This is a genomic window from Leeuwenhoekiella marinoflava DSM 3653 (genome assembly GCF_900129005.1).
Taxonomy (GTDB): domain Bacteria; phylum Bacteroidota; class Bacteroidia; order Flavobacteriales; family Flavobacteriaceae; genus Leeuwenhoekiella; species Leeuwenhoekiella marinoflava.
In genome coordinates this window covers 99,707-122,599 of record NZ_FQUN01000009.1, presented here as the reverse complement: position 1 = coordinate 122,599, position 22,893 = coordinate 99,707, and the positions used below count along the sequence as shown (strand labels likewise).

The following is a 22,893-nucleotide window of genomic DNA, read 5'->3' as shown; positions in this document are numbered from 1 at the left end:
GAGCGGCTTTCTTATTTTAGCCTATTCAACTAGCTATTTTTTCTATGGAAGCTTTACCTAAAGGAAGTAAAAAATTATTGAATGCCTGGGCCTTTTATGATTGGGCAAATTCGGTTTATAGTCTGGTAATTGCATCAGCGGTATTTCCTATTTTTTACGGAGCACTAACGCTTGTGAAAGACGAAAACGGAAAAATTTTAAATGATACGGTTAACTTCTTAGGTATTGACTTTAATAATGATACACTTATTAGTTATGTGACCGCAGCAGCTTTTTTAGTAGTATCTTTCTTAAGTCCGTTTTTAAGTGGAATCGCCGATTATGTCGGGAACAAGAAAACTTTTATGAAGTTTTTCTGCTATTTAGGAGCGGTTTCTTGCATCGGTTTATTCTGGTTTGATATGGAATTTCTTTGGTTCGGACTCTTGTGCTATTTTCTGGCATTGATTGGTTTCTGGGCCAGTTTGGTTTTTTACAACTCCTATTTACCGGATATTGCATTTCCTGATCAGCAAGATGAAATAAGTGCAAAGGGATATTCTTTAGGATATATAGGAAGTGTAATCTTGCTAATTGTTTGCCTTGCAATGATCTTGATGTATGAAACTTTTGGTTTTGAAGATGAAGGTTTACCCACACGATTATCTTTTGTATTAACCGGTTTGTGGTGGATAGGCTTCAGCCAGTACACCTATTACTACTTGCCTAAAGGAAACAAAAAAGAAAAGCTTACCAAAAATGTAATGTTTAATGGTTTTAAAGAACTGCGCAAAATTTGGAAAAAGCTAAAAGAAGATAAACCGATGCGTACCTATCTCACGGCCTTTTTTGTGTACAGTATGGCGGTACAAACTATAATGCTGGTAGCTACTTATTTTGGTATTGAAGAACTAGACTGGGGAACTACAGATAGCACAACCGGACTTATCGTTAGTATTCTGCTTATTCAATTGGTTGCTGTTTTAGGAGCGTGGTTAACCTCAAAAGCTTCGGCTAAGTATGGAAACATTCAAACGCTTATAGTGATTAACTGTATCTGGATTGCGATTTGTATATATGCTTATACGATTACGAGTCCGTTTCAGTTTTATTTTACAGCTGCATTTGTAGGGCTTGTCATGGGAGGAATTCAGTCTTTATCGCGCTCTACGTATTCCAAATTAATTCCGGAAGGGGAGAAGGACACGGCTTCTTATTTCAGTTTTTATGACGTTTCAGAAAAAATAGGAATTGTAATCGGGATGTTGAGTTACGGTTATGTGGCTCAGTTAACCGGAAGCATTAGATATGCAATTCTGTTCTTCATCGTATTCTTTATTGCTGGAGTGATCTTGTTATTATTTGTTCCTCGTAAGCGTATTACAGAACAAGCAGAATAAGAAAAAGGCTGTCTTAATAAACAGCCTTTTTCCGGATTTGATTGATGAATTTACTCTACAATCGAGTGAGTTTTAATTTCTGACACGACCAGAGCCTACAACTTTAGAATCTACTTTACCGGGCTTACCGCTGTAAACTATATCTCCAGAACCGGCTACTGATGCTTTAAGTGTTCCGGTATTACAATTGAGGCTGATATCACCGCTACCTGCAATGCTTGCTTCGGCATCAATGCTGCTTAATCTAGACGCTTCAAGATCACCGCTTCCTGCAACTTTTAAATGTGTTTTTTGAGTACTACCGCTTATAGAAAGATCACCAGAACCCGCAACTGATGCGCTAACATCCTGAGCGTTTACTTCTAAGATCATATCGCCACTTCCTGCTATAGCGCAAGAAAACTGCTGTGCATTAATAAGATCTTTACCTATTACATCGCCAGAACCTGACATACTCACTTTTTCAATATCTTTAAAAGGAACAGTAACTGTGATGTCTTTGTTTCTACTGGTTCTCAAGCTAACGCCATCCTCAGTATAGATCTTTAGCTTATTGCCTTTTACTTCTGTAATAATATATTCCTGAAGGTTCTCTTCTGCTTCAACACTTATTTTGCCTTCTTCTCCGGCAATAAGAATTACCGTAAAAGAACCAGCTACACCTATTTCATCATAATCACCTACATTACGATCATTGGTGGTTAAATTTCCGTTACCTTCAATTTTTTTTCCACCCCACCACTGCGCATTTGCAGAACCTGAAAGAAAGGCGATAGCTAAGATTAATACTAACTTTTTCATTTTTTGATTGATTTTCGATTAATTGACTTTATAAAAACTCACGCCACCATATTCAGAATTGATGCTTAAGTTATTTTTTGCTGAAGCACTGCCGTAGTAACCTTCATAATATTTATCTGAAGATTCAATTTGACGCTTTGTGATCTCAAACTCCTCTTCACCTTTAAGACTAGCGTAATCAAGCTTGATTATAAAATTGAAGTTATAACCCGTATTATAACCAACTTTAATTCCGGCATATTCGGTGTTGATACGTATATTACCTGCATTTGCGGTAAGCTCATCAATACGTAGCGAGCCATAATCCATATTAAGATCAAGATTACCGTTCACTTTGCCCAGTTTTACACTCAGATAATCAGAGCTGCCTTCGATGTTATTAACGGCATCTAGTGATATTCCGCCATAATCACAACTATATTTTAGGTTCTTGATTGTACCGAAATTAGACTTGGTATAATCTGCATTGAGGACAACATTTTCTGCTTTTTCAAGAGTGAAAGAGCTATAATCAGCGCTTATTTTTCCACTTTTCATATAAGCAATATTCGAGTTGTTGGTGTAATCAAAGCTCAGTAAGTTATTAGCTGCTAATAGTTCGCCTATATCCAGATGGCCGTAATCACAAGAGATTTTAGCAACCCCTTTAATTTTGTCAATTGAAATTCCACCGTAATCATTACTCAGGTCAACCTTATTTGTAATAGGTACTTTAATCTTATAGTTGATTTCCATATTCACATTATTGTTTCCTGAAGTCCAGCTGCTCCACCACGAGCTTTTACCTTCTTCAATCTCTGTGCGGGCAGAAACCATATCTGCGCTAGCATCAAATTTAACTTCAATCTCATTAAGTTTTTTGGTCACTTTTTCTTCGTCGTTACCGTTAGTTTTTACGAGAACTTCAATGACAATTTTATTCTGATCCCAAGAAACAACATCAACATTTCCGTAGCTGTTATTGATTTTAAGCAATGCATTTGCATTAACCTTGTATTCTTTTGTGATCTTCTTTTCTTTAGTATATCGACCTTTAAAACGATCAGGATCATTGCCGTTAGCGAAGGTCACCGCGCTGGTTACCAAGAAAAGAACTAGGGTTTTATAGTAATTGGTCTTCATAATCGTTTGTTTTAATTTTTTTGATTGATTCTATTTCTTCTAGAACAGTGTTGAGTAAATCTATACGTGCCTGAAAATTGGCGATCATAGCATAAATTACGCGTCTATCCTCACCACTGGTCGCCAAATCATGGGTAAGCTTATTGTAATCCTTTTCCAGAATTTCAAGTTGTACAAGCGCATCTTCAACCATTTGTTGGGTTTGTGGAGTACGTGCTTCGTTGATATTGTAAAGCTCTTCTTCAATTGCTTTTGTAAAGAAGTCTTGTGTTTTAGCCATTTCTGGTGAAACAGCTGCAAGACCTGCATTTGAAATTTTAGGTTTTACGGTTGCATAACCGGCAAATACAATCAACACAATTGCTGCAGCGGCTACCAGAGGTTTCCACCAGTTTAAACTACGAGCGGTAACAACTTTTTCCTCTTTTTTATGTTCTTTAAGTTTGTCTAAGAAGCGCAGTTCGTGACCATCACCAGGCTCAGCAATGTCAAAACAGTCGCGCTTTTTTTCAAACCAGCTTTCTAAATTCGTTTTCATAATACTTTTATTCTGTGATTAGATCACTTAATTTTTTTCTTAAACTTTCTTTCGCTCGGGAAACAGTCGTTCTACAATTGGCATAACTTATTCCCAGTATTTCACTCATTTCCTCATAATCATAACCTTCGATTAAGTTCAAGGTTAGAGCGACTCTGTAATTTTCTTTGAGGTGATTCATAGTTTGTAATACACGCTGAATTTCAAGATTATCAGTATCGCATGCTGTAATACCTTGATCTTCATCTTCTAATCTGTATAGCGAATCTTCAAGATCATCCTCTTTACGGCGTAAGCGTTTATTGTAACTGCTTATGCTATTGTTTACCACAATGCGCTTGAGCCAACTACCAAAAGTGGCTTCACCGCTGTAACTGTCAAGCTTTGTAAAAGCACTTAGAAAGGATTCTTGCATCACATCTTCGGCCTCAGTGTTATCTTTTACAATACGTAGCGAAGTATTGTACATGGCTTTGTAATAACGCTTATAAACCACAAGTTGTGCTTGCTGATTTCCGACTTTACATTGCTCTAAAAGCAAGTCAATATGATGGTTAGTAGTATTCAATAGGTTAAAGCTTCAGTATAAAGATACAGTTCAAAACGCTTTGTTACAGTTGGAAGGATTTTTTTTCAAATCTTTAAAAAAACTAAGGTGGCATAACAATTGAATTATATTCGACATAAAATACCTCAAGCGGCTCAACAGCCCATTAATAAAGGGGTTAAACCAAATAAAAAAGATCGCATTGTTCTGAATACTTAAAAATTATGACAATGTGGCGTTAAATAATATGGCTAGAACAAAATTTACAAATCTTGACAATCTGTCATTGCAGGACTTTGAAGGAGATGCTGAATTAATTCCGTTGATGACTCCTGAAGATGAAGATGAGATAAATCGTGAAGAATTACCAGAAACTTTACCTATTTTACCGTTAAGAAATACTGTTTTATTTCCGGGTGTGGTAATCCCAATTACTGCTGGTCGTGATATGTCTATAGACTTAATAAACGAAGCAAATAAGGGTTCAAAAATTATAGGTGTTGTTTCTCAAAAAGATGAGACTGTAGAAAATCCTTCTGCTGATGATATCAACACAACCGGTGTGGTCGCTCGTATTTTGCGGGTTTTAAAAATGCCTGACGGAAATGTTACTGTTATCATTCAAGGAAAAAAACGCTTTAATGTTGCTGAGGTTATTACCGAAAAACCGTATTTGGTTGCAACAGTACGCGAAGTTCCAGAAATACGTCCAGAGAAAGATTCTGCGGAATTTAAAGCGATTATAGAGTCTATAAAAGAACAAGCTTTACAAATTATCAAGCAATCCCCAAACATTCCAAGTGAGGCAGGTTTTGCTATTAAGAATATTGAAAGCGAATCGTTTTTGATCAACTTTGTGAGTTCTAATATGAATCTCACGGTTTTAGAAAAACAAGGGCTTTTAGAGATCAATGATTTGCAGGAACGTGCTTTGCAGACCTTGCGTCATATGAATACCGAAATGCAAAAACTCGAACTGAAAAATGATATTCAGAGCCGGGTGCATAACGATATGAGTCAGCAGCAACGCGAGTATTTCTTGCATCAACAGATGAAAACCATTCAGGAAGAATTGGGTGGTGTTTCTCAGGAAGATGAGATAGACGAAATGCGTCAGCGTGCTAAAAAGAAAAAGTGGGATGAGAAAGTAGGTAAGCAGTTCAAAAAAGAACTTGCTAAAATGCAACGCATGAACCCACAGGTTGCAGAATACAGCATTCAGCGAAATTACTTAGATCTGTTTTTAGACCTTCCGTGGAATAAATTCAGTAAGGATAAATTTGATCTGAAACGTGCTAAGAAAATCTTAGATCGGGATCATTATGGTCTTGATGATGTTAAAAAACGTATCATAGAATATCTAGCAGTTTTAAAACTGCGTAACGACATGAAGTCACCTATTTTGTGCCTTTATGGACCTCCGGGAGTTGGTAAAACATCTTTGGGTAAATCTGTTGCTGAGGCGTTAGGACGTGAATATGTACGTATGAGTTTAGGTGGTTTACGTGACGAAGCTGAGATACGCGGTCACCGTAAAACCTATATTGGAGCGATGCCGGGTAGAATTCTTCAGAGTCTGAAAAAAGCAGGTACAAGTAATCCTGTTTTTGTGTTGGACGAGATTGATAAACTGAGCAACAGCAATCAGGGGGATCCTTCTTCTGCTTTGCTTGAGGTTTTAGATCCTGAGCAAAATGCAGATTTTCACGATAACTTCTTAGAATTAGGTTTTGACCTTTCTAAAGTTATGTTTATTGCTACTGCAAACAATCTAGGAAACATTCAGCCTGCATTGCGTGACCGTATGGAAATTATCAATGTAACAGGTTATACCATTGAAGAAAAAGTGGAGATTGGTAAACGTCATTTGCTTCCGAAGCAATTAAAAGAACACGGTGTTACTGTCGACCAACTTAAAATTGCTAAACCACAATTAGAGAAAATAGTTGAAGGGTATACGCGTGAATCTGGTGTACGTGGATTAGAAAAACAAATCGCGAAAATGGTGCGTTATGCTGCTAAAAACATCGCGATGGAAGAGGAGTACAATGTGAAAATTGATAATGCAACTGTTATAGATGTTCTGGGGTCTCCAAAGCTAGAGCGTAATAAATATGAGAATAACGAAGTCGCCGGCGTGGTTACAGGTCTCGCCTGGACGCAGGTAGGTGGGGATATTCTTTTTATAGAATCGATACTCTCTAAAGGAAAAGGAAACCTTGCGGTTACCGGTAACTTAGGGAAAGTGATGAAAGAGAGCGCAACCCTCGCAATGGAATACATTAAATCTAATGCCGAGGAACTGAAATTAGACCCGGCGGTATTTGAGAAATACAATGTGCATATTCACGTGCCAGAAGGAGCAACTCCAAAAGATGGTCCTAGTGCGGGTATCACGATGTTAACTTCTTTGGTTTCGTTATTTACGCAGCGTAAAGTGAAGAAAAATATTGCGATGACCGGTGAGATCACACTTCGTGGAAAAGTACTTCCGGTAGGAGGGATTAAAGAGAAGATTCTTGCGGCAAAACGCGCACACATTAAAGAGATTATTATGTGTGCAGAAAATGAGCGCGATATTAAAGAGATAAAAGATGACTACCTGAAAGGCTTGACGTTTCACTATGTCCACGATATGAGTGAGGTACTGGAGTTGGCTTTAACCAATCAGAAAGTCAAACGAGCTAAAGAACTTTAGTAAGTAAACTACCTCGGGGCAAACCCACGAGGTATTCGTTAGAAACAAATTTTCAATTTAGAGGCAAGACTTAAGGTATTAAACCCTTTGGCGGTGCCAATAAAAATTTATAATTCAAAACCCGCTTTCTAATCGAAGCGGGTTTTTTGTGGAGACGAAATAAAGTAAATTATCTTTGAGTGCACTTGTGATGTATCTAAATTCGGCTATCGATAAAATTTGTAATTCTATAGAATAGTGTTGTTGCAAAAGAACTTATGGTAAAAAAGCTATTGCTGCTTCTTGTTTTACATTTGAGTCTTACTGCTTTTGGGCAGTTAGGCGGTCGTGCAACGTACCAGTTTTTAAACTTGGTTTCTTCTCCTAAGCAAGCTGCGCTAGGCGGTAAAGTGCTTACCGATCAAAGTTATGATCCTGCTTCAGGTTTGTTCAATCCGGCGTCTATTAATCTGAATATGGATAACCAACTCTCTTTAAATTACGTCAATTACTTAGCAGATGTAAATTATGGTACGGTAAGCTATGCTTATGAATACGACCGGCGTATTCAAGTGATTCACGCCGGAGTTACCTATGTAAATTATGGAACTTTTCAAGGTTTTGATGAGCGAGGTAATGCAACTTCAGACTTTAGTGGGGGGGAAGTGGCTTTTTCGGTGGGATATGCTTATAACATTCCACGGACAGATTTTTTTATTGGTGCAAATGCAAAATTGATTTCATCTAAACTTGAAGAATATACGTCGCTGGGTGGTGCAGTTGATCTCGGTTTTTTATATGTAAATGACGACTTAGATCTTAATATTGGGGGAGTGGTGCGCAATATAGGTACCCAATTTACGGCTTATGATGTCACTTATGAGAGGCTTCCATTGGAGGTAGATTTTGGAATTTCTCAAAAGCTGGAGCACGTTCCGCTTCGGTGGCATTTCATCTTGGAGAATTTACAAAACTGGAATATAGCTTTTGCCAATCCCGCACGGGAAACTTCAGATTTAAGCGGCAGTACAACTTCAGAAAATATAAACTTTTTTGATGAAGCTTTGCGACATATGATTTTTGCAACAGAGTTATTTCCAGATAAAGGCTTCACTATCAGATTGGGTTATAATGTACGCAGAGCGGAAGAATTACGCATAATAGATCAACGTAGTTTTGCCGGGCTCAGTGCAGGTTTCTCTATTAAGTTTAATAAATTGCGCCTGAGTTACAGCTACGCCAGATACAACAGTGCTGCGAGCTCAGGTTTCTTCGGTTTGAATATTGATTTACGATAGATCAAAATTTAAATCGGTTAGTTTTTAATATTCAACACTAAGCTTTTGAAAAAAATCACCATTGCCATAGATGGCTATTCTTCTACCGGAAAAAGTACAGTTGCTAAAATGTTAGCCAAAGAATTGGGTTACGTTTATGTAGATACAGGCGCGATGTACCGGGCCGTTACGCTTTATGCAATGCGTAAAATTTTTATAAAAGAAGGTTATTTTGACAAAGAAGCACTTATTAGACATCTATTTATGGTATCAGTAAAGTTTCAAATGAATGAAAAGACCGGGATTGCTGATGTGTATTTGAATGGAGAGAATGTAGAAAAAGAGATTAGAACCTTGGAAGTCTCTAATTTTGTGAGTCAGGTTGCTGCGATTCCCGAGGTGCGTAAGCTTATGGTTAAAAAGCAGCACGAGATGGGGAAAGAAAAAGGTATTGTGATGGACGGTCGAGATATAGGTACCGTTGTTTTTCCTGATGCAGAATTGAAGGTTTTTATGACTGCGTCTGCAGACGAGCGCGCCCGCAGACGTTTTGAAGAATTGAAAGCTAAAGGTGATGATGTAAGTTATGAAGCCGTTTTAGAGAACGTTCAAAAGCGGGATCAATTAGATTCTAGCCGCAAAGATTCACCCCTTGTTCAGGCAGAAGATGCGATACTTTTAGATAACACCCATACGAATATCGAAGATCAGTTTCATATACTGCTTCAGTTGGCAAAAGACCGCATCTTTGGCAGATGCTGATTTACTTGATAATCAAGATTTAAATACTCTGAGGCTTACCACGAAATATAAAGCTGTATTCTTTTGATGCCTTGCGGGCTGCCTTTGTCGGATACAGACAGGCTTGCTCCAAGGTGGGTTACTAAATTCCCCTAATTACTTAAATGAAAGCTACTCAACTCAATAAATCTTTGCTGTATCTTATGGCAGCAGGAGCAGGTCTCGTTGTCGCCAATAACTACTACAACCAGCCATTACTCAATTTAATTGCAAAGACTTTTAACGTAACCGAAGCTCAGGTGAGTAATATTCCGCTTGCGACACAATTGGGTTATGCTTTTGGTTTACTCTTTATTATTCCGTTAGGAGATAAATTTTCAAGGCGTAAAATCATTCTTATTGATTTTATAGCAATCATTGTAGCTTTAATCGTTACCGCGATGGCTCCAAGTTTATTAGTGTTGACTATTTCAAGCTTTTGTGTTGGCTTTGCCTCTGTGGTACCGCAATTGTTTGTGCCGATGGCTGCGCAATTAGCTACGGAAGAAAAGCGAGGTAAAGCCATAGGTATTGTCATGAGTGGCTTGCTGATTGGTATTTTAGGAAGTCGTTTTTTAAGTGGAATGATAGGTGAATATTATGGCTGGCGCTTTATGTATTATCTCGCTGCCGGAATTATGGTAATTTATGCCACCCTCTTGTATTTTAAACTGCCTGATGTAGCAACAGATTTTAAAGGAACCTATGCTGAACTCATGCGTTCTTTATTAAAACTTTTCAGAACCAAACCCGATGTGCGTATTGCCGCATTAAGAGGAGCACTAGGTTTTGCAGGTTTTAGTGCATTCTGGACGACGCTTGTTTTTCTGATGGAAGCCAACTTTGGTTATGGTAGTGGTGCAGCCGGACTATTTGGGGTATTAGGAATGATAGGAGCTTTAGGAGCAACACTCTCTGGTAGACTAAATGATAAATACAATTCGCGAAATTTGATCTATCTGTTTACTGGTGTTCTAATTATCTCCTGGATTGTGTTTCAATTTTCAGGGACATCTATAATTGGTTTGGTAATAGGTGTTCTCTTTGTTGATTTTGGATTGCAGTGCTTACACGTCACCAATCAGAATATCATTTTCAAGCAGAATCCAGATGCCCGAAATCGGGTAAATACCATTTATATGGTAATCTATTTTATAGGAGGTGCTTTAGGAACAGTGACTGGAGCTCATGCCTGGCAACATTATCAATGGAACGGGGTTGCTACTTTAGGTTTAGTATATTCGATATTGATTATCATGCTTCAGTTTTTATTTTATTGGAGATATAGAAGGTGAATTTCAGATTTTGCGTTTTCATAAATTTCATATGCTAAATTAGCCATAAGATGTGCTTAAGGCTTTACTAAAACCACTTGTTTAAGCGAGTCTACTCATTAACTTTAAATAAAAACTATCGGCAGCTTGTTTATTCAGGTAAACCGAAAACTATTTAAAAGAAAAATTATGAGTACAGAAATTTTAGATAAGCCCAATGCAACGCAAAATGCTTCAAGTAGCGATACGATTCAAACTATAAATCCAGCAACCGGTAAACCGCTTAACAGTTATAAAATGATGACTGACCTAGAAGCGAGTGATGCTGTAACAGCAACTCACGAAGCTTTTTTGAAGTGGAAAACTCTTTCGTTGGAAAAGCGCGCAGATTTTATTAAGAAAATAGGCGAAAGCTTAACCAAGCATAAAGACCGCTTAGTAAAATTAATGACTGAAGAAATGGGGAAACTCATCAGTCAGGGAGAGCAGGAGGTTGATTTGTGTGTCGCAATTTGTGAGTACACGGCAACAAACGGTCCTGAAGAGTTAAAAGATGAAGAGCGCACATTGCCACAAGGAGGGAAAGGGTTAATTACATATTCACCTCTAGGAGTAATTTACGGAATACAACCGTGGAATTTCCCGACCTATCAAGTGATGCGTTATACGATAGCCAACTTGATGGCAGGTAATGGTATTTTACTGAAACATGCAGAGAACGTTACCGGATCAGCGCTGTTGATTGAAAAAATCCTAAAAGATGCTGGTTTGCCTGAAAACATTTTTACGGTGCTAAGAATCTCGCACGATCAATCTGATAATATCATAGAAAATGATTTGGTACGCGGAGTTACTTTAACAGGAAGTGGAGCAGCAGGAAAAGTAGTAGGAGAAAAAGCCGGTAAAGCTTTAAAGAAAACTGTTTTAGAACTCGGTTCTAATGATGCGTATTTAGTGTTAGATGACGCCGATGTAGATATAGCAGTAGAGTGGAGTATTAAAGGAAGAACCTATAATAATGGTGAGACCTGTGTAGCTGCAAAGCGCTTTGTCGTAACCGAAAAAGTTTACGACGAATTCAAAGAAAAGTTTGTCGCCGGAATGAAAGAATTAAAATTTGGTGATCCTAAAGATGATTCTGTAGATATGGGGCCAATGGCACGTAAAGATTTAAGAAAAACATTACACGATCAAGTGGAAGAGAGTGTTGCTAACGGAGCGGAAATTTTATGTGGAGGCGAGTTGCCAAAAGGTGATGGTTATTTTTATCCTGCAACAATTTTAGGTAATGTAGAACCCGGTCAACCTGCTTATGATGATGAATTGTTTGGTCCGGTTGCTTCTTTAATAAAAGCTAAGGATAATGAGGATGCGATGCGCATTGCAAACGACAGCCGTTTTGGATTAGGTGGTGGTATTTTCTCTAAAGATGAGGATGCAGCATTTGAATTGGCTAAAAACCACTTTGATACCGGTATGGTATTTATAAACAGTTTTGGTCTGGCTCAGCCTAACATGCCTTTTGGTGGAGTGAAAGCTTCTGGTTATGGAAGAGAACACGGTGGCTTTGGTATTAAAGAATTTGTAAATGAGAAAGCAATTATGAAGCTTAGCAGCTAAAACAAAATCTCATTACTATAAAAATCCCCGCTCAGTGATGAGTGGGGATTTTTTTTGTTTCAAACTTTACTCAAAATCCAATCGGCATAATACGTTAAAACCTCTTCTTTGTTGAGTTCGTTATGAGTTTCGTGTCGCAAACCTTCCCAAGATTTAAAGACTATTTGATCAGGATGTCTTGATGCTAATATTTTTGAGCTCTGGTATTTTGTGATTTCATCAGCAGTCCCGTGTGCTAATAAAACCGGGGTTCTAAAGTCAAAAGTTTTATCCATCAGATAGACGCCGTTGTCATTAAGCCCGAAAAAGAGTTGGGTAGAAGCTTTATTGTGAACCAACTCATCTTTTTTATATGCTTTGCCAACTTCTAAATCACGAGAAAGGTTTTTAGAATCTAATTTCGTTTCTTGAACAGGATTCAACGCAAAAGTTAGCGCCATTCTCCCTAGAATAATTTTTAGAGCTCCCGGATTTTTAACAAGTTTCAGCCATGGCGAAGTAACTAGAACACCTTTAGGAGGTAAAGCGGTAAGAAGAAGATACCTTAAGACAATGCCACCTCCCATACTGTGACCGTAAAGAAACACAGGTGTATTGAGGTTTTCATTAACTGTTTTTTCATAAACAAAATCCACTGCAAGAATAAAATCTTGTAAAGAGCGCACAACTCCTCGTTTACCACTTGATTTACCGTGACCGGGTAGATCTATAGCGTAACAACTAATATTTTTTGTGTTGAAAAATTGAGCAACGTGCTCATACCTGCCTAAGTGCTCCCCAAAACCGTGAATGATGCACACAACTGCTTTTTGATTAGGGACTTTCCACAGCTTTCCAAAGAGCTCATGGCGAGTGGTTTGCCCTTTAAAAGTTTCCGAAGAAATTTCTTCTAGCATATTTTTTATTTTAGAATTGAAAATATAAAAAGTTTATGTAATTTTGCACTCCTTTTGACAACAGTAGGAAGCACAAAAGGCGCAGAGAAGAATTTATTCTTAGCTGTTGAAAACAAATATTCTAAACCTCTTTTATGGTTTTGTGTTGTTTAGCTTCCGCGAAAGCGTAAAATACAAATTTTTAATCAGCAATGGCTGAAGAAAACAAAAACCCGGAAGCTCCAGAAGCAGTAGAGCTTAAAACAAACGTTGCAGCAGCAGAAGAACTTGCTACTCCTGATGCAATAGAAGAGCCGAAAGGTTACGAAAGCGCTGCACAAGCAAATCCTGAGAAATTTCTTGAAGAATTTAACTGGCACAACTACGAGGAAGGTATTGACCCAATCGATGATGACAAGTTAGATGAGTTTGAAAAGCTTGTAGCAGAAAACTTTGTTGATACTCTTGATGACGAAGTTGTAGAAGGTACCGTAATCAACATCACAGATCGTGATGCTATTATAGATATCAATGCAAAATCTGAAGGTGTAATTTCTCTTAACGAGTTTCGTTATAACCCAGATCTTAAAGTAGGTGATACTGTTGAGGTATTAATTGATGTGCGTGAAGATGCAACTGGTCAATTAATCTTATCTCACCGTAAAGCTCGTGTAATCAAAGCTTGGGAGCGTGTAAATAAAGCTCACGAAGAAGGTACGATTGTTACCGGTTTTGTAAAAGCACGTACTAAAGGTGGTATGATCGTTGACGTATTTGGTATAGAAGCGTTCTTACCAGGTTCTCAAATTGATGTTAAGCCTATTCGTGATTACGATGCTTATGTGAATAAAACAATGGAATTTAAAGTTGTGAAAATCAACCAGGAATTCAAAAACGTTGTTGTTTCTCATAAAGCGCTTATCGAAGCAGATATCGAAGAGCAGAAAAAAGAAATCATTGGGCAGCTTGAAAAAGGTCAGGTTCTTGAAGGTACCGTTAAAAACATTACTTCTTACGGAGTATTCGTTGACCTTGGCGGCGTAGATGGATTGGTTCACATTACAGATCTTTCTTGGTCTCGTATCAACCACCCGAATGAGATCGTTGATCTTGATCAGAAATTAAACGTAGTTATTCTTGACTTTGATGAGGATAAAACACGTATCCAACTTGGTCTTAAGCAGCTTAAGAAGCACCCATGGGATGCTCTTAGCGAAACTTTAAGCGTAGGCGATAAAGTAAAAGGTAAAGTAGTTGTAATCGCAGATTACGGTGCTTTCGTAGAAGTAGAAGAAGGAGTTGAAGGTCTTATCCACGTTAGTGAAATGTCTTGGTCTACGCACTTACGTAGCGCTCAGGATTTCGTAAACGTTGGTGACGAAGTTGAAGCTCAGATTCTTACTATGGATCGTGATGACCGTAAGATGTCTCTTGGTATCAAGCAATTATCGCAAGATCCTTGGACAGACATTACTACTAAATATCCTGTAGGATCTCGTCATACTGGTATTGTACGTAACTTCACAAACTTTGGTGTGTTCGTAGAATTAGAAGAAGGTATTGACGGTCTTATCTACATCTCAGACCTTTCTTGGACTAAGAAAATCAAGCATCCATCAGAATTTACAAACATTGGTGATAAACTAGAGGTTGTAGTTCTTGAGCTTGACGTAGAAGGACGTAAACTAAGCTTAGGTCACAAGCAGATTGAAGACAATCCTTGGGATAAATATGAAGCTGAGTTTGCAGTAGGAACTAAGCACACCGGTACAATCGGAGAGATTGTAGATAAGGGAGCAACTGTAGAATTCAACGAGGACATCGTGGCATTTATTCCAGGACGTCACTTAGAGAAAGAAGACGGTAGTAAACTAGGAAAAGGTGATGAAGCAGAGTTCCAGATTATTGAGTTTAATAAAGACTTTAAACGTGTAGTTGCATCGCATACTGCATTATTTAAAGAAGAGGAAGCTAAGATTGTTAAGCAGGCAGCTAAGAAAGCAGCTGATTCTGCAGCAGCTAGCGCACCTACTTTAGGAGACGCTAATGATGCTCTTGCAGCATTGAAAAAGAAAATGGAAAACGGCGGTAACTAAGCCCTAAACATTTCTAATATGGAAAAGCCCTTTAGCATTTGCTAAAGGGCTTTTTTTATGTTTAATTCTTAAGGCGATTTAATTTTACTGTAGATATTCTCTAGATATAAATGTTTAATTTCGCTCTCGTATCAAAACGCATCTATAATGAATTATATCCTTTTTGACGGTCCTGTACGCAATCAACTATTACCTTTTACGTATACAAAGCCGGTTGCAGATTTAAGAATCGGTATTTTGACTATTCGTGAAAAGTGGGAAAAACATTTGGGCAACACAACTTCAACAATAACTGAGGATTATTTATCTGATAAATATCCAATGGTTGAGTTTGAAGAAAATGTGATGATTAATGCTGCTTATCTGCCTACAGAAATCTTAGTGGAAATGATATTTGATCTTCAACAAAGTCAGGCGATTTTTGATGGTGAAGATATTGTAGCTTTTTATAGTGATGATAGTCAGGAAGAAATAGATTTTGATGCGTATGAGCAGTTAGAAATTCCGGAAGAGGCAGTATTTAAAGTGGAGAATACCTGGGATATTTTCAGCAAAAACCACCAGGCGATTCAGTTAGATTACGATTTGTTAACTGAAGATCGAAAGTCAGCACAAATTCCTGCTACAGTGCAAACGCTCAATCCTGAGAATATATTTATTGAAGAAGGAGCGAAACTTAACTTTTGTACACTTAATGCTTCAGAGGGTCCTATTTACATAGGTAAAGATTCAGAAATAATGGAAGGCGCACTAATAAGAGGTCCTTTTGCATTGTGCGAGCATGCTACCGTAAAAATGGGAGCTAAGATCTACACCGGGACGACCGTTGGTCCGTATTGTAAAGTAGGAGGAGAGATTACTAATTCGGTATTGATGGCTTATTCTAATAAAGGTCACGATGGATATTTAGGAAATTCTGTGTTGGGAGAATGGTGCAACATAGGTGCTGACTCTAATAACAGTAACTTAAAGAATAACTATGAAGAAGTACGCCTATGGAATTATGAGACTGAAGGTTTTTCTAAAACCGGACTCCAGTTTTGTGGTTTGATGATGGGGGATCACAGTAAATGCGGTATCAATACGATGTTTAATACCGGGACTGTGATTGGAGTAAGTGTTAATATATTTGGAACCGGATTTCCACGGAATTTCATTCCATCTTTTAGTTGGGGAGGCGCTGCCGGTTTTACTACTTATAAAACGGTGAAAGCGTTTCAAACAGCAAAGTTAGTAATGGAGCGCCGCAACATACCTTTTGATGAGCAGGAAGCGGCGATCTTAGAACATATTTTTGAGGAAACTTCTAAGTACAGAAGATATTAGTGAACAGAAGAAGTATCTACTTTTCCGGCTCCTTTTTTCAGCATTAAAACAAAAGGAACACAAACCAAAAATAAAATTCCTAAGTATAGGAATACATCCATATAGGTGAGTACAGTGCTTTGAAGCATAATTTTTCCTTCTAAAACCTGATAAGCGCGATCTAGAGCTTCATTAAAACTAAATCCTTTTCCCATAAACAGTTGCTGTAAACCTTTAAGCTGTTGTTGAGTCTGGGCATTTACAGCGCTTAGATTCGGTATCAGATCTACGCGGTGTTGTTGATTCAATCTACTTATCATTGTAGTTATAATGGCAATACCAAAAGACCCACCTAACTGTCGCATCATTCCGGTAAATGCAGCACCTTCGCCTATTTCAGAACCTTTAAGAGTTGATAATGCTAAGGTCGTTATGGGTACAAAAAGCAATCCTAATCCCATTCCGCGTACTACAAGCGGCCAGAACATGGCTTCTGAAGAAGTGTCTGGTGTAAGCAGGTTGTGCATCCATAAACTATAGAGGAAGAAACCTATAAAACCACCTGCAACTAAATATTTTGCAGGAATACCGCGTTCTAAAAGTTTGCCAATAATGGGCATCATCAAGCCGGTAGTTATAGAACTTGGAATTAGTAGAAGTCCGGCATCTGTAGCGGTCCAACCTAAAATAGATTGCGTATAAATAGGAATTACAAAAGTTGAACCATATAATCCAAAACCTAGAATAAAGGTCATTATGGTGCCCGTCCATAAATTGGTATTGCGAAGTACTCTCAAGTTTACAATGGGATGTTCATAAACTAATTCCCTCCAAATAAAGGCAACCAGACCAAATATTGAAACAACACTTAGCGTAACAATCATATGATCTTCAAACCAGTCGTCTTGTTGTCCGTGTTCTAGTACAAATTGTAGCGAACCAATAAATGCTGTTAAAAAGATAATTCCCCACCAGTCAACCTGATTAGCTTTCAATTTTTCCCCGTATTTAGGACTTCTTACAAACACAATAGTAAGAAACGTAGCAATAATACCAATTGGAATATTGATGTAGAAAATATAAGGCCACGAGTAATGATCAACTAAATATCCTCCCAGAGGTGGGCCTAAAGTAGGTCCTACAATAACGCCCATCCCGTAGATAGCTTGTGCCATGCCGCGTTTTGCTGCCGGATAACTTTCAGTGATAATAGTTTGAGCGGTTACGAGAAGCGCTCCACCACCCAGACCTTGAATAAATCTAAAACCAACGAGTTCCCAGATATTAGTGGCGTTTCCGCAGAGAAAAGACGAAAATGTAAAAACAACAATAGAAACAGCAAAGTAATTACGTCTACCGAATTGTTTTGATAACCAACTCGTCATCGGGATGATGATTACGTTTGCAATCGCATACGCCGTAATTACCCAGGCAACATCTGTTAAGGTTGCTCCCAAGCTACCGCGCATATCGTTTAAAGCAACGTTCACAATGGTTGTATCTACTATTTCCAGTAAAGCACAGAGTATCGCGGTAATCGTAATAATTATGCGTCTAAAACCGTACTCAACCAGACTGTCTTCTGCTTCAATAGCCTTGGCCATGATTTCTTAATTTAGATGAACATCTATTTCGGCATTCATTCCGGCACGTAAGCGCGCCAGTTTTTCCGCATCATTAGCATTTGTAAAGTTGATTTTCACCGGTAAACGCTGAACAGTTTTTACAAAGTTTCCGGTAGCATTATCAGGAGGTAGTAAGGAGAAACGAGCACCAGTTGCGGGTGAAAAGTTGCTAATTACACCTTCAAATTCTGCATCAGGAAATGCATCAATAGCGATACCCACCTTTTGACCTACTTTCATATCGCTCAATTGCGTTTCTTTAAAGTTTGCAACAACCCATTTGTTTTGGGTGTCTACCAGATAGAATAATGCCTGTCCCGGTTGTACAAACTGTCCTTTTTGCATTTCTACAGAAGAAAGTTGGCCGCTAATAGGAGCGATTACCACTGTATAATCAAGATTGAGCTGAGCTGCATCTACTTGCGTTTGTGCACTCTGAACATTAGCTTCTGCAACCGCTACTTGTTTCTCGGTCACTTTGCTTTGAGAAGTAGCTGCCTGACTCTGACTTTTTACCGCTTTTTGCTGATTTTCCAAAACTGAAAGACGCGCTGCAGCTTCTTGTTTTGAAGCTAAAGCCTGCTCGTATTGCTGTGTAGTAATGCTCTTATTATCATAAAGATTTTTATAACGGATATAGTCATCTGTAGCTCTTCTAAGTTGAATTTTTGCAGATTCAATATTTCCGAAGGTTGATGATACCTGTGCGTAAGAAGCGTTGGCATTCGCCTGTGAAGAACTTATAGAAGATTCTGCAACTGAAACCTGACTTTGTGCAGCGGCCAAGTTGGCTTTTGCTTGCTCGAGCTGAACGAGGTAATCTCGCTGGTCTATTGTAAAAAGCGTGTCTCCAGCTTTAACAACATCATTATCTTCTACATAAATTTTATCAATATATCCACCCACATGCGGAATGATAGAGTTCATATTAGCTTCTACCTGAGCATCGTCTGTCTCCTCGTGAGAAAGTGAGTGTACAAACTTATAACCTCCGTAAGCAACACCAACTATCGCAAGAATGGAGATAATGATGATGAACTTTTTATTGGTTTTTTTCTTCTGTTCCATTTTTTGAGGGGATTAATTTTGAGAAAATTGATTGGTAAGTACGCCTTCAGCACTTAATAATTCGTAATATTTTTGAGTAATATCTGCTTTCGCATAAGCAAGATTAATTCGAGTTTGCAGTTGTTGTACATCTGCTTCAAGCAAATCATTTGTATCAGACAAACCGTTATCGTATTTATCTTTAACGATGCGGTAGTTTTCAACAGCTTGTTCTTCAGAAACCTCATAAACTTCAAAAGTGTCTAAAGCCAGATTGTATTCGGCTAAAGCATTTTGAGCATTCACTTTAGCTTGAGATGTCGCTTGATCGATACGATAGCTCATTTCTTCCAATTGATTTTCGGCTAGTCTAACTTTGGCTTTTGTCTTAAAGAGAGAAGAAACATTATAAGATAAACCAACACCTATATTCATCGCATTCGTTACGGTAAGCGCATTGTTAAGGTCTAGAGCAACATAACCGCCCACCAGAGCTAAAGAAGGATAATAATCACCTTTTGCAATCTTGATTTGGTCTTGTAACGCCTCTTCCTGATAATTTAAAGCCTGAAGATCATTACGCTGAGAGATATTGGGTAAAGTAGCAGCAATAGGGGTGATGGCACTTACGTCTGTATTAATAGTAGTGTCTTCAGGCAGTTTCAATAATGCATTGAGATTATAATTTAGAATCTGTGCATTTTTTTTAGCATTAGCCAGTGATAACTCTATATTGGCTTGTTGTAATTGGGCTTTTAATAGATCATTGCGGGCAAGTAACCCATTTTCTTCCATATTGGTAAAATCTTTTACGCGTTGATCAGCGCTTTTAAGATTGTCTTTAACCAGATCAATTGTAGCATTAGCTTTATAAAGATTCAGATATATTTGTATAGCTTGTAGTGCGAGTTTTTCCTGATCATTAGCAGCATTAAATATGGATGCTTGCAATTTGTTTTCACTAGCGGAAACACTATTCTTCAGCTTAAACCCTGAAAATATAGGCATCGAAATATCTGCAGCACCAAATAATAAGCCATTGACATTAGGAGAAGAACTGCTTTGATCTGCTGAGCCTTCACTACCTTCTGAAGAATTCAGCGGGATCTGAAGTTTCACATCTGCATTAGTTAAATACCGGTATTGACCTGAAATATTCAAGTCTGGATACTGCATATTTTTAGTGATGGAGAGTTCATTTTTAGCCAGATCAATTTGAGATCCATTTATTTTTGAAGCATCACTAGTGGTGAGTGCAAGCTTTACAACTTCTTCAAGCGAAAGGCTTTTAGATTCTTGAGCTTGCGCCATTTTTATACTTAGCAGCACAAGGAGAGCTGCCAATATAGATTTAGTTTTCATAAGTCAATAGAGCTTTAAGCGTAGTTTGTATATGCTTAGTAAGTGTGGTTTTTACAAAAGAATCAGTTTGTTTTGCATTTTTAATCAGGTAGAGCTGATTGAAATATTCTTGATTATAATTGAAGTGAAAATAAACACCTATAAGTGTTGGAATAATCAACGGAATTTCTACATTTTCTTTAAAAACACCAGCCTTTTGACCTTTTAAAACAAAAGATTCAAGAGTTTTATAATTTTCTTTTTTCTGATCGATGTAGTGTTCAAAAGTTAAACAAGCTGAGTCTTTAGATAATTCGGTATGAATTATTTTATAGATACGTTGATTCTCATGAATGCGATTAACAAATAAAGTAATAAGTTGATCAAGGCGTTCTATATAGCTAGTATCTTCCTGATCTATAACGCTGATTAGGTCAATTTTGAAATTGGCCATACGATATACTACCATTTTCTCGAGTAGTTTTTCTTTTGACCCAAAATAGTAGGAAATCATAGCGACATTAATACCTGCTTCTTTAGCGATATTCCGCACTGAAGTTCCTGTAAAACCATTTTCTGCAAATAACTTTTCAGCTACCGCTATAATTTGTAATTGTTTTTCGTTTAACTGCATAGTGTTTCAAAAAGAAGTGCAAATTTAAACACTTGTTTAAATTAAACGTTTGTTTAATTTTAGTTAAACAATGTTTTAACAGTTAACGTTTTCGTAGGGAAGAATGAACTGGGATAATTTTTTTAAAGCATGTAAAAAAAGAGATTTCTATTCTTTTTTTACATGTTTTAAAATCAAGAAATCCTGAGGGTTTGCTTTAAGGCCGGTTACGTTTTGGTGAACAAATTTAATTACCTGATCGTAGTAAAGCGTTACAAATGGAGCTTTTGAGATGAGAATAGAATCCATTTTTTGATAAAGTTCTTTTCGCTTTTCTACATCAGAAATTTTAAAGCTTGCTTCGTAAAGTCGGTCAAATTCTTCATTTGAGAAGTGGGTATAATTAGGACCTTTTGGAGTGAAGTTTTTACTATAATACAGTGATAAATAATTCTCAGCATCAGGATAATCTGCAATCCAACTGGCTCGGAAGGCATCTAATTTTCCGGTTGATTTGAGCTGGCGTAATGTGGAAGGCGGCATCACATCAATATTTATCGTTAGACCTTGTTTGCCTATTTCTCGTTGTATGTATTCACAAATGTCTAAATATTGACTGTTGGTTCCTATTGTTATAGAAGGATTGCTGATCCCGGTTTCTTCAATATATTGGTCAATTAATTTTCTTGCTTTTGCGGGATTGTATTCAAAACCGGAAGTCCCGTAACCCGGAAGCCCTTTAGGTATGAAGCCCGACTGCGCGGGTTCTCCTATTCCATTACGCAGGTATTTTATCATTTTAACTCTGTCAAAACCATAGTTGACGGCTTTTCTGAGCAATGCAGAGCGCACTTCTTGTGATGGACTGTCTAAGAAAAAGCCTAGATATTCTGTATTCAAAAAGGGACCGGTAATAGTTTTTACTTGAGCTTCATATTTCTCTTTTAATTTACCCGTTGCCGTAAGCAACTCATCTTTATAGGAAGGATCAAGGCTGTTTAGCATATCTAGGTTGCCTTGAGCAAATTGTAAAAATTCACTTTGTTTATCTGGTAAAAAAGTGATGGCTACAGCTTCGAGATAGGGGAGTTGAACTCCGTTTTCATCTGTTTCAAAATAGTTTTGATTCTTCCGAAGGACCAATTTCACACCTTCTTCCCAGCGCTTAAACTTAAAAGGGCCAGTGCCTATGGGGTGTTTTCTAAACTCATTTCCGTAGAATTCAACAATCTCCTTGGGTACCACAGAGCAATACCGCATCGTTAACAAGCCCATAAATGCCGGAAATTCTTTTTTCAACTTAATGATAAGAGTAGTGTCATTTACCGCTTTATAAGAATTGACATTGCTTAAAACCCAACTTCCCGGTGAGGCGACTTTAGGATCTTTAAGTCGGTTAAAGCTATATGCAAAATCTGCTGCTGTAACCCTACGAGTACTGTCTGCGGTTTTGAATTGTGGGTGTTTGTGAAAAACAACATCATCTCGTAAAGTAAAAGTATACGTTTTTGTGTCTTCACTTACCACCCAACTTTTGGCGATATCTGGAACTATATTTAAACTGTCATCCTGTTGAACAAGACCATTGAATAATTGATTTGTAGGCCAGATTACAGGTGGGTTTCTGGCAAAAGCAGGATCTAGGGTAGCAACGTTGTAATGCTCATTATACCTAAAAACTTTAAGTTCATTCGTAGTCTCTTTTTCAGAATTACAAGAGCTGAGCAATACGATGAAAATAGCGCAAAGCATATACCCAAAACGGATTGGAGAAAAAGTAATAAGTCGGTTTTTTTTTAGGGTCATAAATATCTTTCGTTCATCATTTTACTAATTAAAAAGTTTAATCAGTCAGACTAGTTGTATGAATCGCCTTGCAGACTTGAGCAATAGGATTATTGTAGTTAACTTTGCATCCTTAATAGATGCGGTTATTTTTCGCTTTCGCAAAAGCAAAACAAAAGTAACCAATTGTG

Annotated in this window: 18 protein-coding genes; 8 read left to right on the top strand and 10 right to left on the bottom strand. The window is 37.7% G+C overall.

Going from position 1 to position 22,893, the window contains the following annotated elements:
• Nucleotides 1-44 precede the first annotated feature (44 nt).
• Nucleotides 45-1,379, top strand: a complete 1,335-nt coding sequence (locus BUB91_RS09165) for an MFS transporter (protein WP_073098940.1) — start codon at nucleotides 45-47, stop codon at nucleotides 1,377-1,379.
• Nucleotides 1,380-1,451: 72 nt separating this feature from the next.
• Here the strand turns inward: BUB91_RS09165 and BUB91_RS09160 are convergent, their stop codons facing one another.
• Genes BUB91_RS09160 through BUB91_RS09145 form a run of 4 tightly spaced genes read right to left on the bottom strand, consistent with a single transcriptional unit; the run spans nucleotide 1,452 to nucleotide 4,408 of the window.
• Nucleotides 1,452-2,180 carry a head GIN domain-containing protein gene (locus BUB91_RS09160; protein ID WP_073098939.1) on the bottom strand — a complete coding sequence of 243 codons (729 nt, stop codon included), beginning with the start codon at nucleotides 2,178-2,180 and terminating at the stop codon, nucleotides 1,452-1,454.
• Nucleotides 2,181-2,198: 18 nt separating this feature from the next.
• On the bottom strand, nucleotides 2,199-3,302 hold the full coding sequence (locus BUB91_RS09155) for a hypothetical protein (protein WP_073098938.1): 1,104 nt from the start codon (nucleotides 3,300-3,302) through the stop codon (nucleotides 2,199-2,201).
• Complete coding sequence (locus BUB91_RS09150) at nucleotides 3,283-3,840, bottom strand: hypothetical protein (protein ID WP_073098937.1); 558 nt, start codon at nucleotides 3,838-3,840, stop codon at nucleotides 3,283-3,285. Before BUB91_RS09150 ends, BUB91_RS09155 begins: the two co-directional genes overlap by 20 nt.
• Nucleotides 3,841-3,847: 7 nt before the next feature.
• Entirely contained in the window at nucleotides 3,848-4,408 is a 561-nt protein-coding gene (locus BUB91_RS09145; RefSeq protein WP_073098936.1) for an RNA polymerase sigma factor, read from the bottom strand.
• A gap of 226 nt (nucleotides 4,409-4,634) precedes the next feature.
• Here BUB91_RS09145 and lon point away from each other — a divergent pair, with 226 nt between their 5' ends.
• From lon to BUB91_RS09120, 5 genes are all read left to right on the top strand, one after another.
• Nucleotides 4,635-7,085, top strand: a complete 2,451-nt coding sequence (lon, locus tag BUB91_RS09140) for an endopeptidase La (protein ID WP_073098935.1) — start codon at nucleotides 4,635-4,637, stop codon at nucleotides 7,083-7,085.
• 257 nt (nucleotides 7,086-7,342) lie between these two features.
• A complete protein-coding gene (gene porQ / locus BUB91_RS09135; RefSeq protein WP_073098934.1) occupies nucleotides 7,343-8,362 on the top strand; it encodes a type IX secretion system protein PorQ in 1,020 nt (339 codons plus the stop codon).
• 45 nt (nucleotides 8,363-8,407) lie between these two features.
• On the top strand, nucleotides 8,408-9,103 hold the full coding sequence (gene cmk, locus BUB91_RS09130; RefSeq protein ID WP_073098933.1) for a (d)CMP kinase: 696 nt from the start codon (nucleotides 8,408-8,410) through the stop codon (nucleotides 9,101-9,103).
• A 143-nt stretch (nucleotides 9,104-9,246) separates the two neighbouring features.
• Nucleotides 9,247-10,416, top strand: a complete 1,170-nt coding sequence (locus BUB91_RS09125) for an MFS transporter (protein WP_073098932.1) — start codon at nucleotides 9,247-9,249, stop codon at nucleotides 10,414-10,416.
• Nucleotides 10,417-10,584: 168 nt separating this feature from the next.
• Complete coding sequence (locus tag BUB91_RS09120) at nucleotides 10,585-12,015, top strand: NAD-dependent succinate-semialdehyde dehydrogenase (RefSeq protein ID WP_073098931.1); 1,431 nt, start codon at nucleotides 10,585-10,587, stop codon at nucleotides 12,013-12,015.
• A 59-nt stretch (nucleotides 12,016-12,074) separates the two neighbouring features.
• On the opposite strand, the gene BUB91_RS09115 is transcribed toward BUB91_RS09120, so the two are convergent.
• Entirely contained in the window at nucleotides 12,075-12,911 is an 837-nt protein-coding gene (locus BUB91_RS09115; RefSeq protein ID WP_073098930.1) for an alpha/beta hydrolase, read from the bottom strand.
• Nucleotides 12,912-13,102: 191 nt separating this feature from the next.
• On the opposite strand from BUB91_RS09115, the gene rpsA reads away from it, so the two are divergent.
• Both rpsA and BUB91_RS09105 read left to right on the top strand, forming a co-directional pair.
• On the top strand, nucleotides 13,103-14,986 hold the full coding sequence (rpsA, locus tag BUB91_RS09110; RefSeq protein ID WP_128759340.1) for a 30S ribosomal protein S1: 1,884 nt from the start codon (nucleotides 13,103-13,105) through the stop codon (nucleotides 14,984-14,986).
• Between the two features lie 147 nt (nucleotides 14,987-15,133).
• Nucleotides 15,134-16,312 (top strand): GlmU family protein, encoded by a 1,179-nt coding sequence (locus BUB91_RS09105; RefSeq protein WP_073098929.1) that lies wholly within the window; start codon nucleotides 15,134-15,136, stop codon nucleotides 16,310-16,312.
• Here BUB91_RS09105 and BUB91_RS09100 read toward each other — a convergent pair.
• The 5 genes from BUB91_RS09100 to BUB91_RS09080 all read right to left on the bottom strand — a co-directional run bounded on the left by BUB91_RS09100 (nucleotide 16,309) and on the right by BUB91_RS09080 (nucleotide 22,723).
• Nucleotides 16,309-17,895 carry a DHA2 family efflux MFS transporter permease subunit gene (locus BUB91_RS09100; RefSeq protein ID WP_073098928.1) on the bottom strand — a complete coding sequence of 529 codons (1,587 nt, stop codon included), beginning with the start codon at nucleotides 17,893-17,895 and terminating at the stop codon, nucleotides 16,309-16,311. The genes BUB91_RS09105 and BUB91_RS09100 overlap by 4 nt on opposite strands.
• A 6-nt stretch (nucleotides 17,896-17,901) precedes the next feature.
• Entirely contained in the window at nucleotides 17,902-18,984 is a 1,083-nt protein-coding gene (locus tag BUB91_RS09095; RefSeq protein ID WP_073098927.1) for an HlyD family secretion protein, read from the bottom strand.
• Nucleotides 18,985-18,996: 12 nt separating this feature from the next.
• Nucleotides 18,997-20,325, bottom strand: coding sequence for a TolC family protein (locus tag BUB91_RS09090; protein WP_073098926.1), 1,329 nt, complete (start codon nucleotides 20,323-20,325; stop codon nucleotides 18,997-18,999).
• Nucleotides 20,315-20,938 (bottom strand): TetR/AcrR family transcriptional regulator, encoded by a 624-nt coding sequence (locus tag BUB91_RS09085; RefSeq protein ID WP_073098925.1) that lies wholly within the window; start codon nucleotides 20,936-20,938, stop codon nucleotides 20,315-20,317. Before BUB91_RS09085 ends, BUB91_RS09090 begins: the two co-directional genes overlap by 11 nt.
• Before the next feature lie 147 nt (nucleotides 20,939-21,085).
• The gene (locus tag BUB91_RS09080) at nucleotides 21,086-22,723 is read right to left on the bottom strand and encodes an ABC transporter substrate-binding protein (RefSeq protein WP_073098924.1); all 1,638 of its coding nucleotides are present in this window, start codon (nucleotides 22,721-22,723) and stop codon (nucleotides 21,086-21,088) included.
• Nucleotides 22,724-22,893 lie beyond the last annotated feature (170 nt).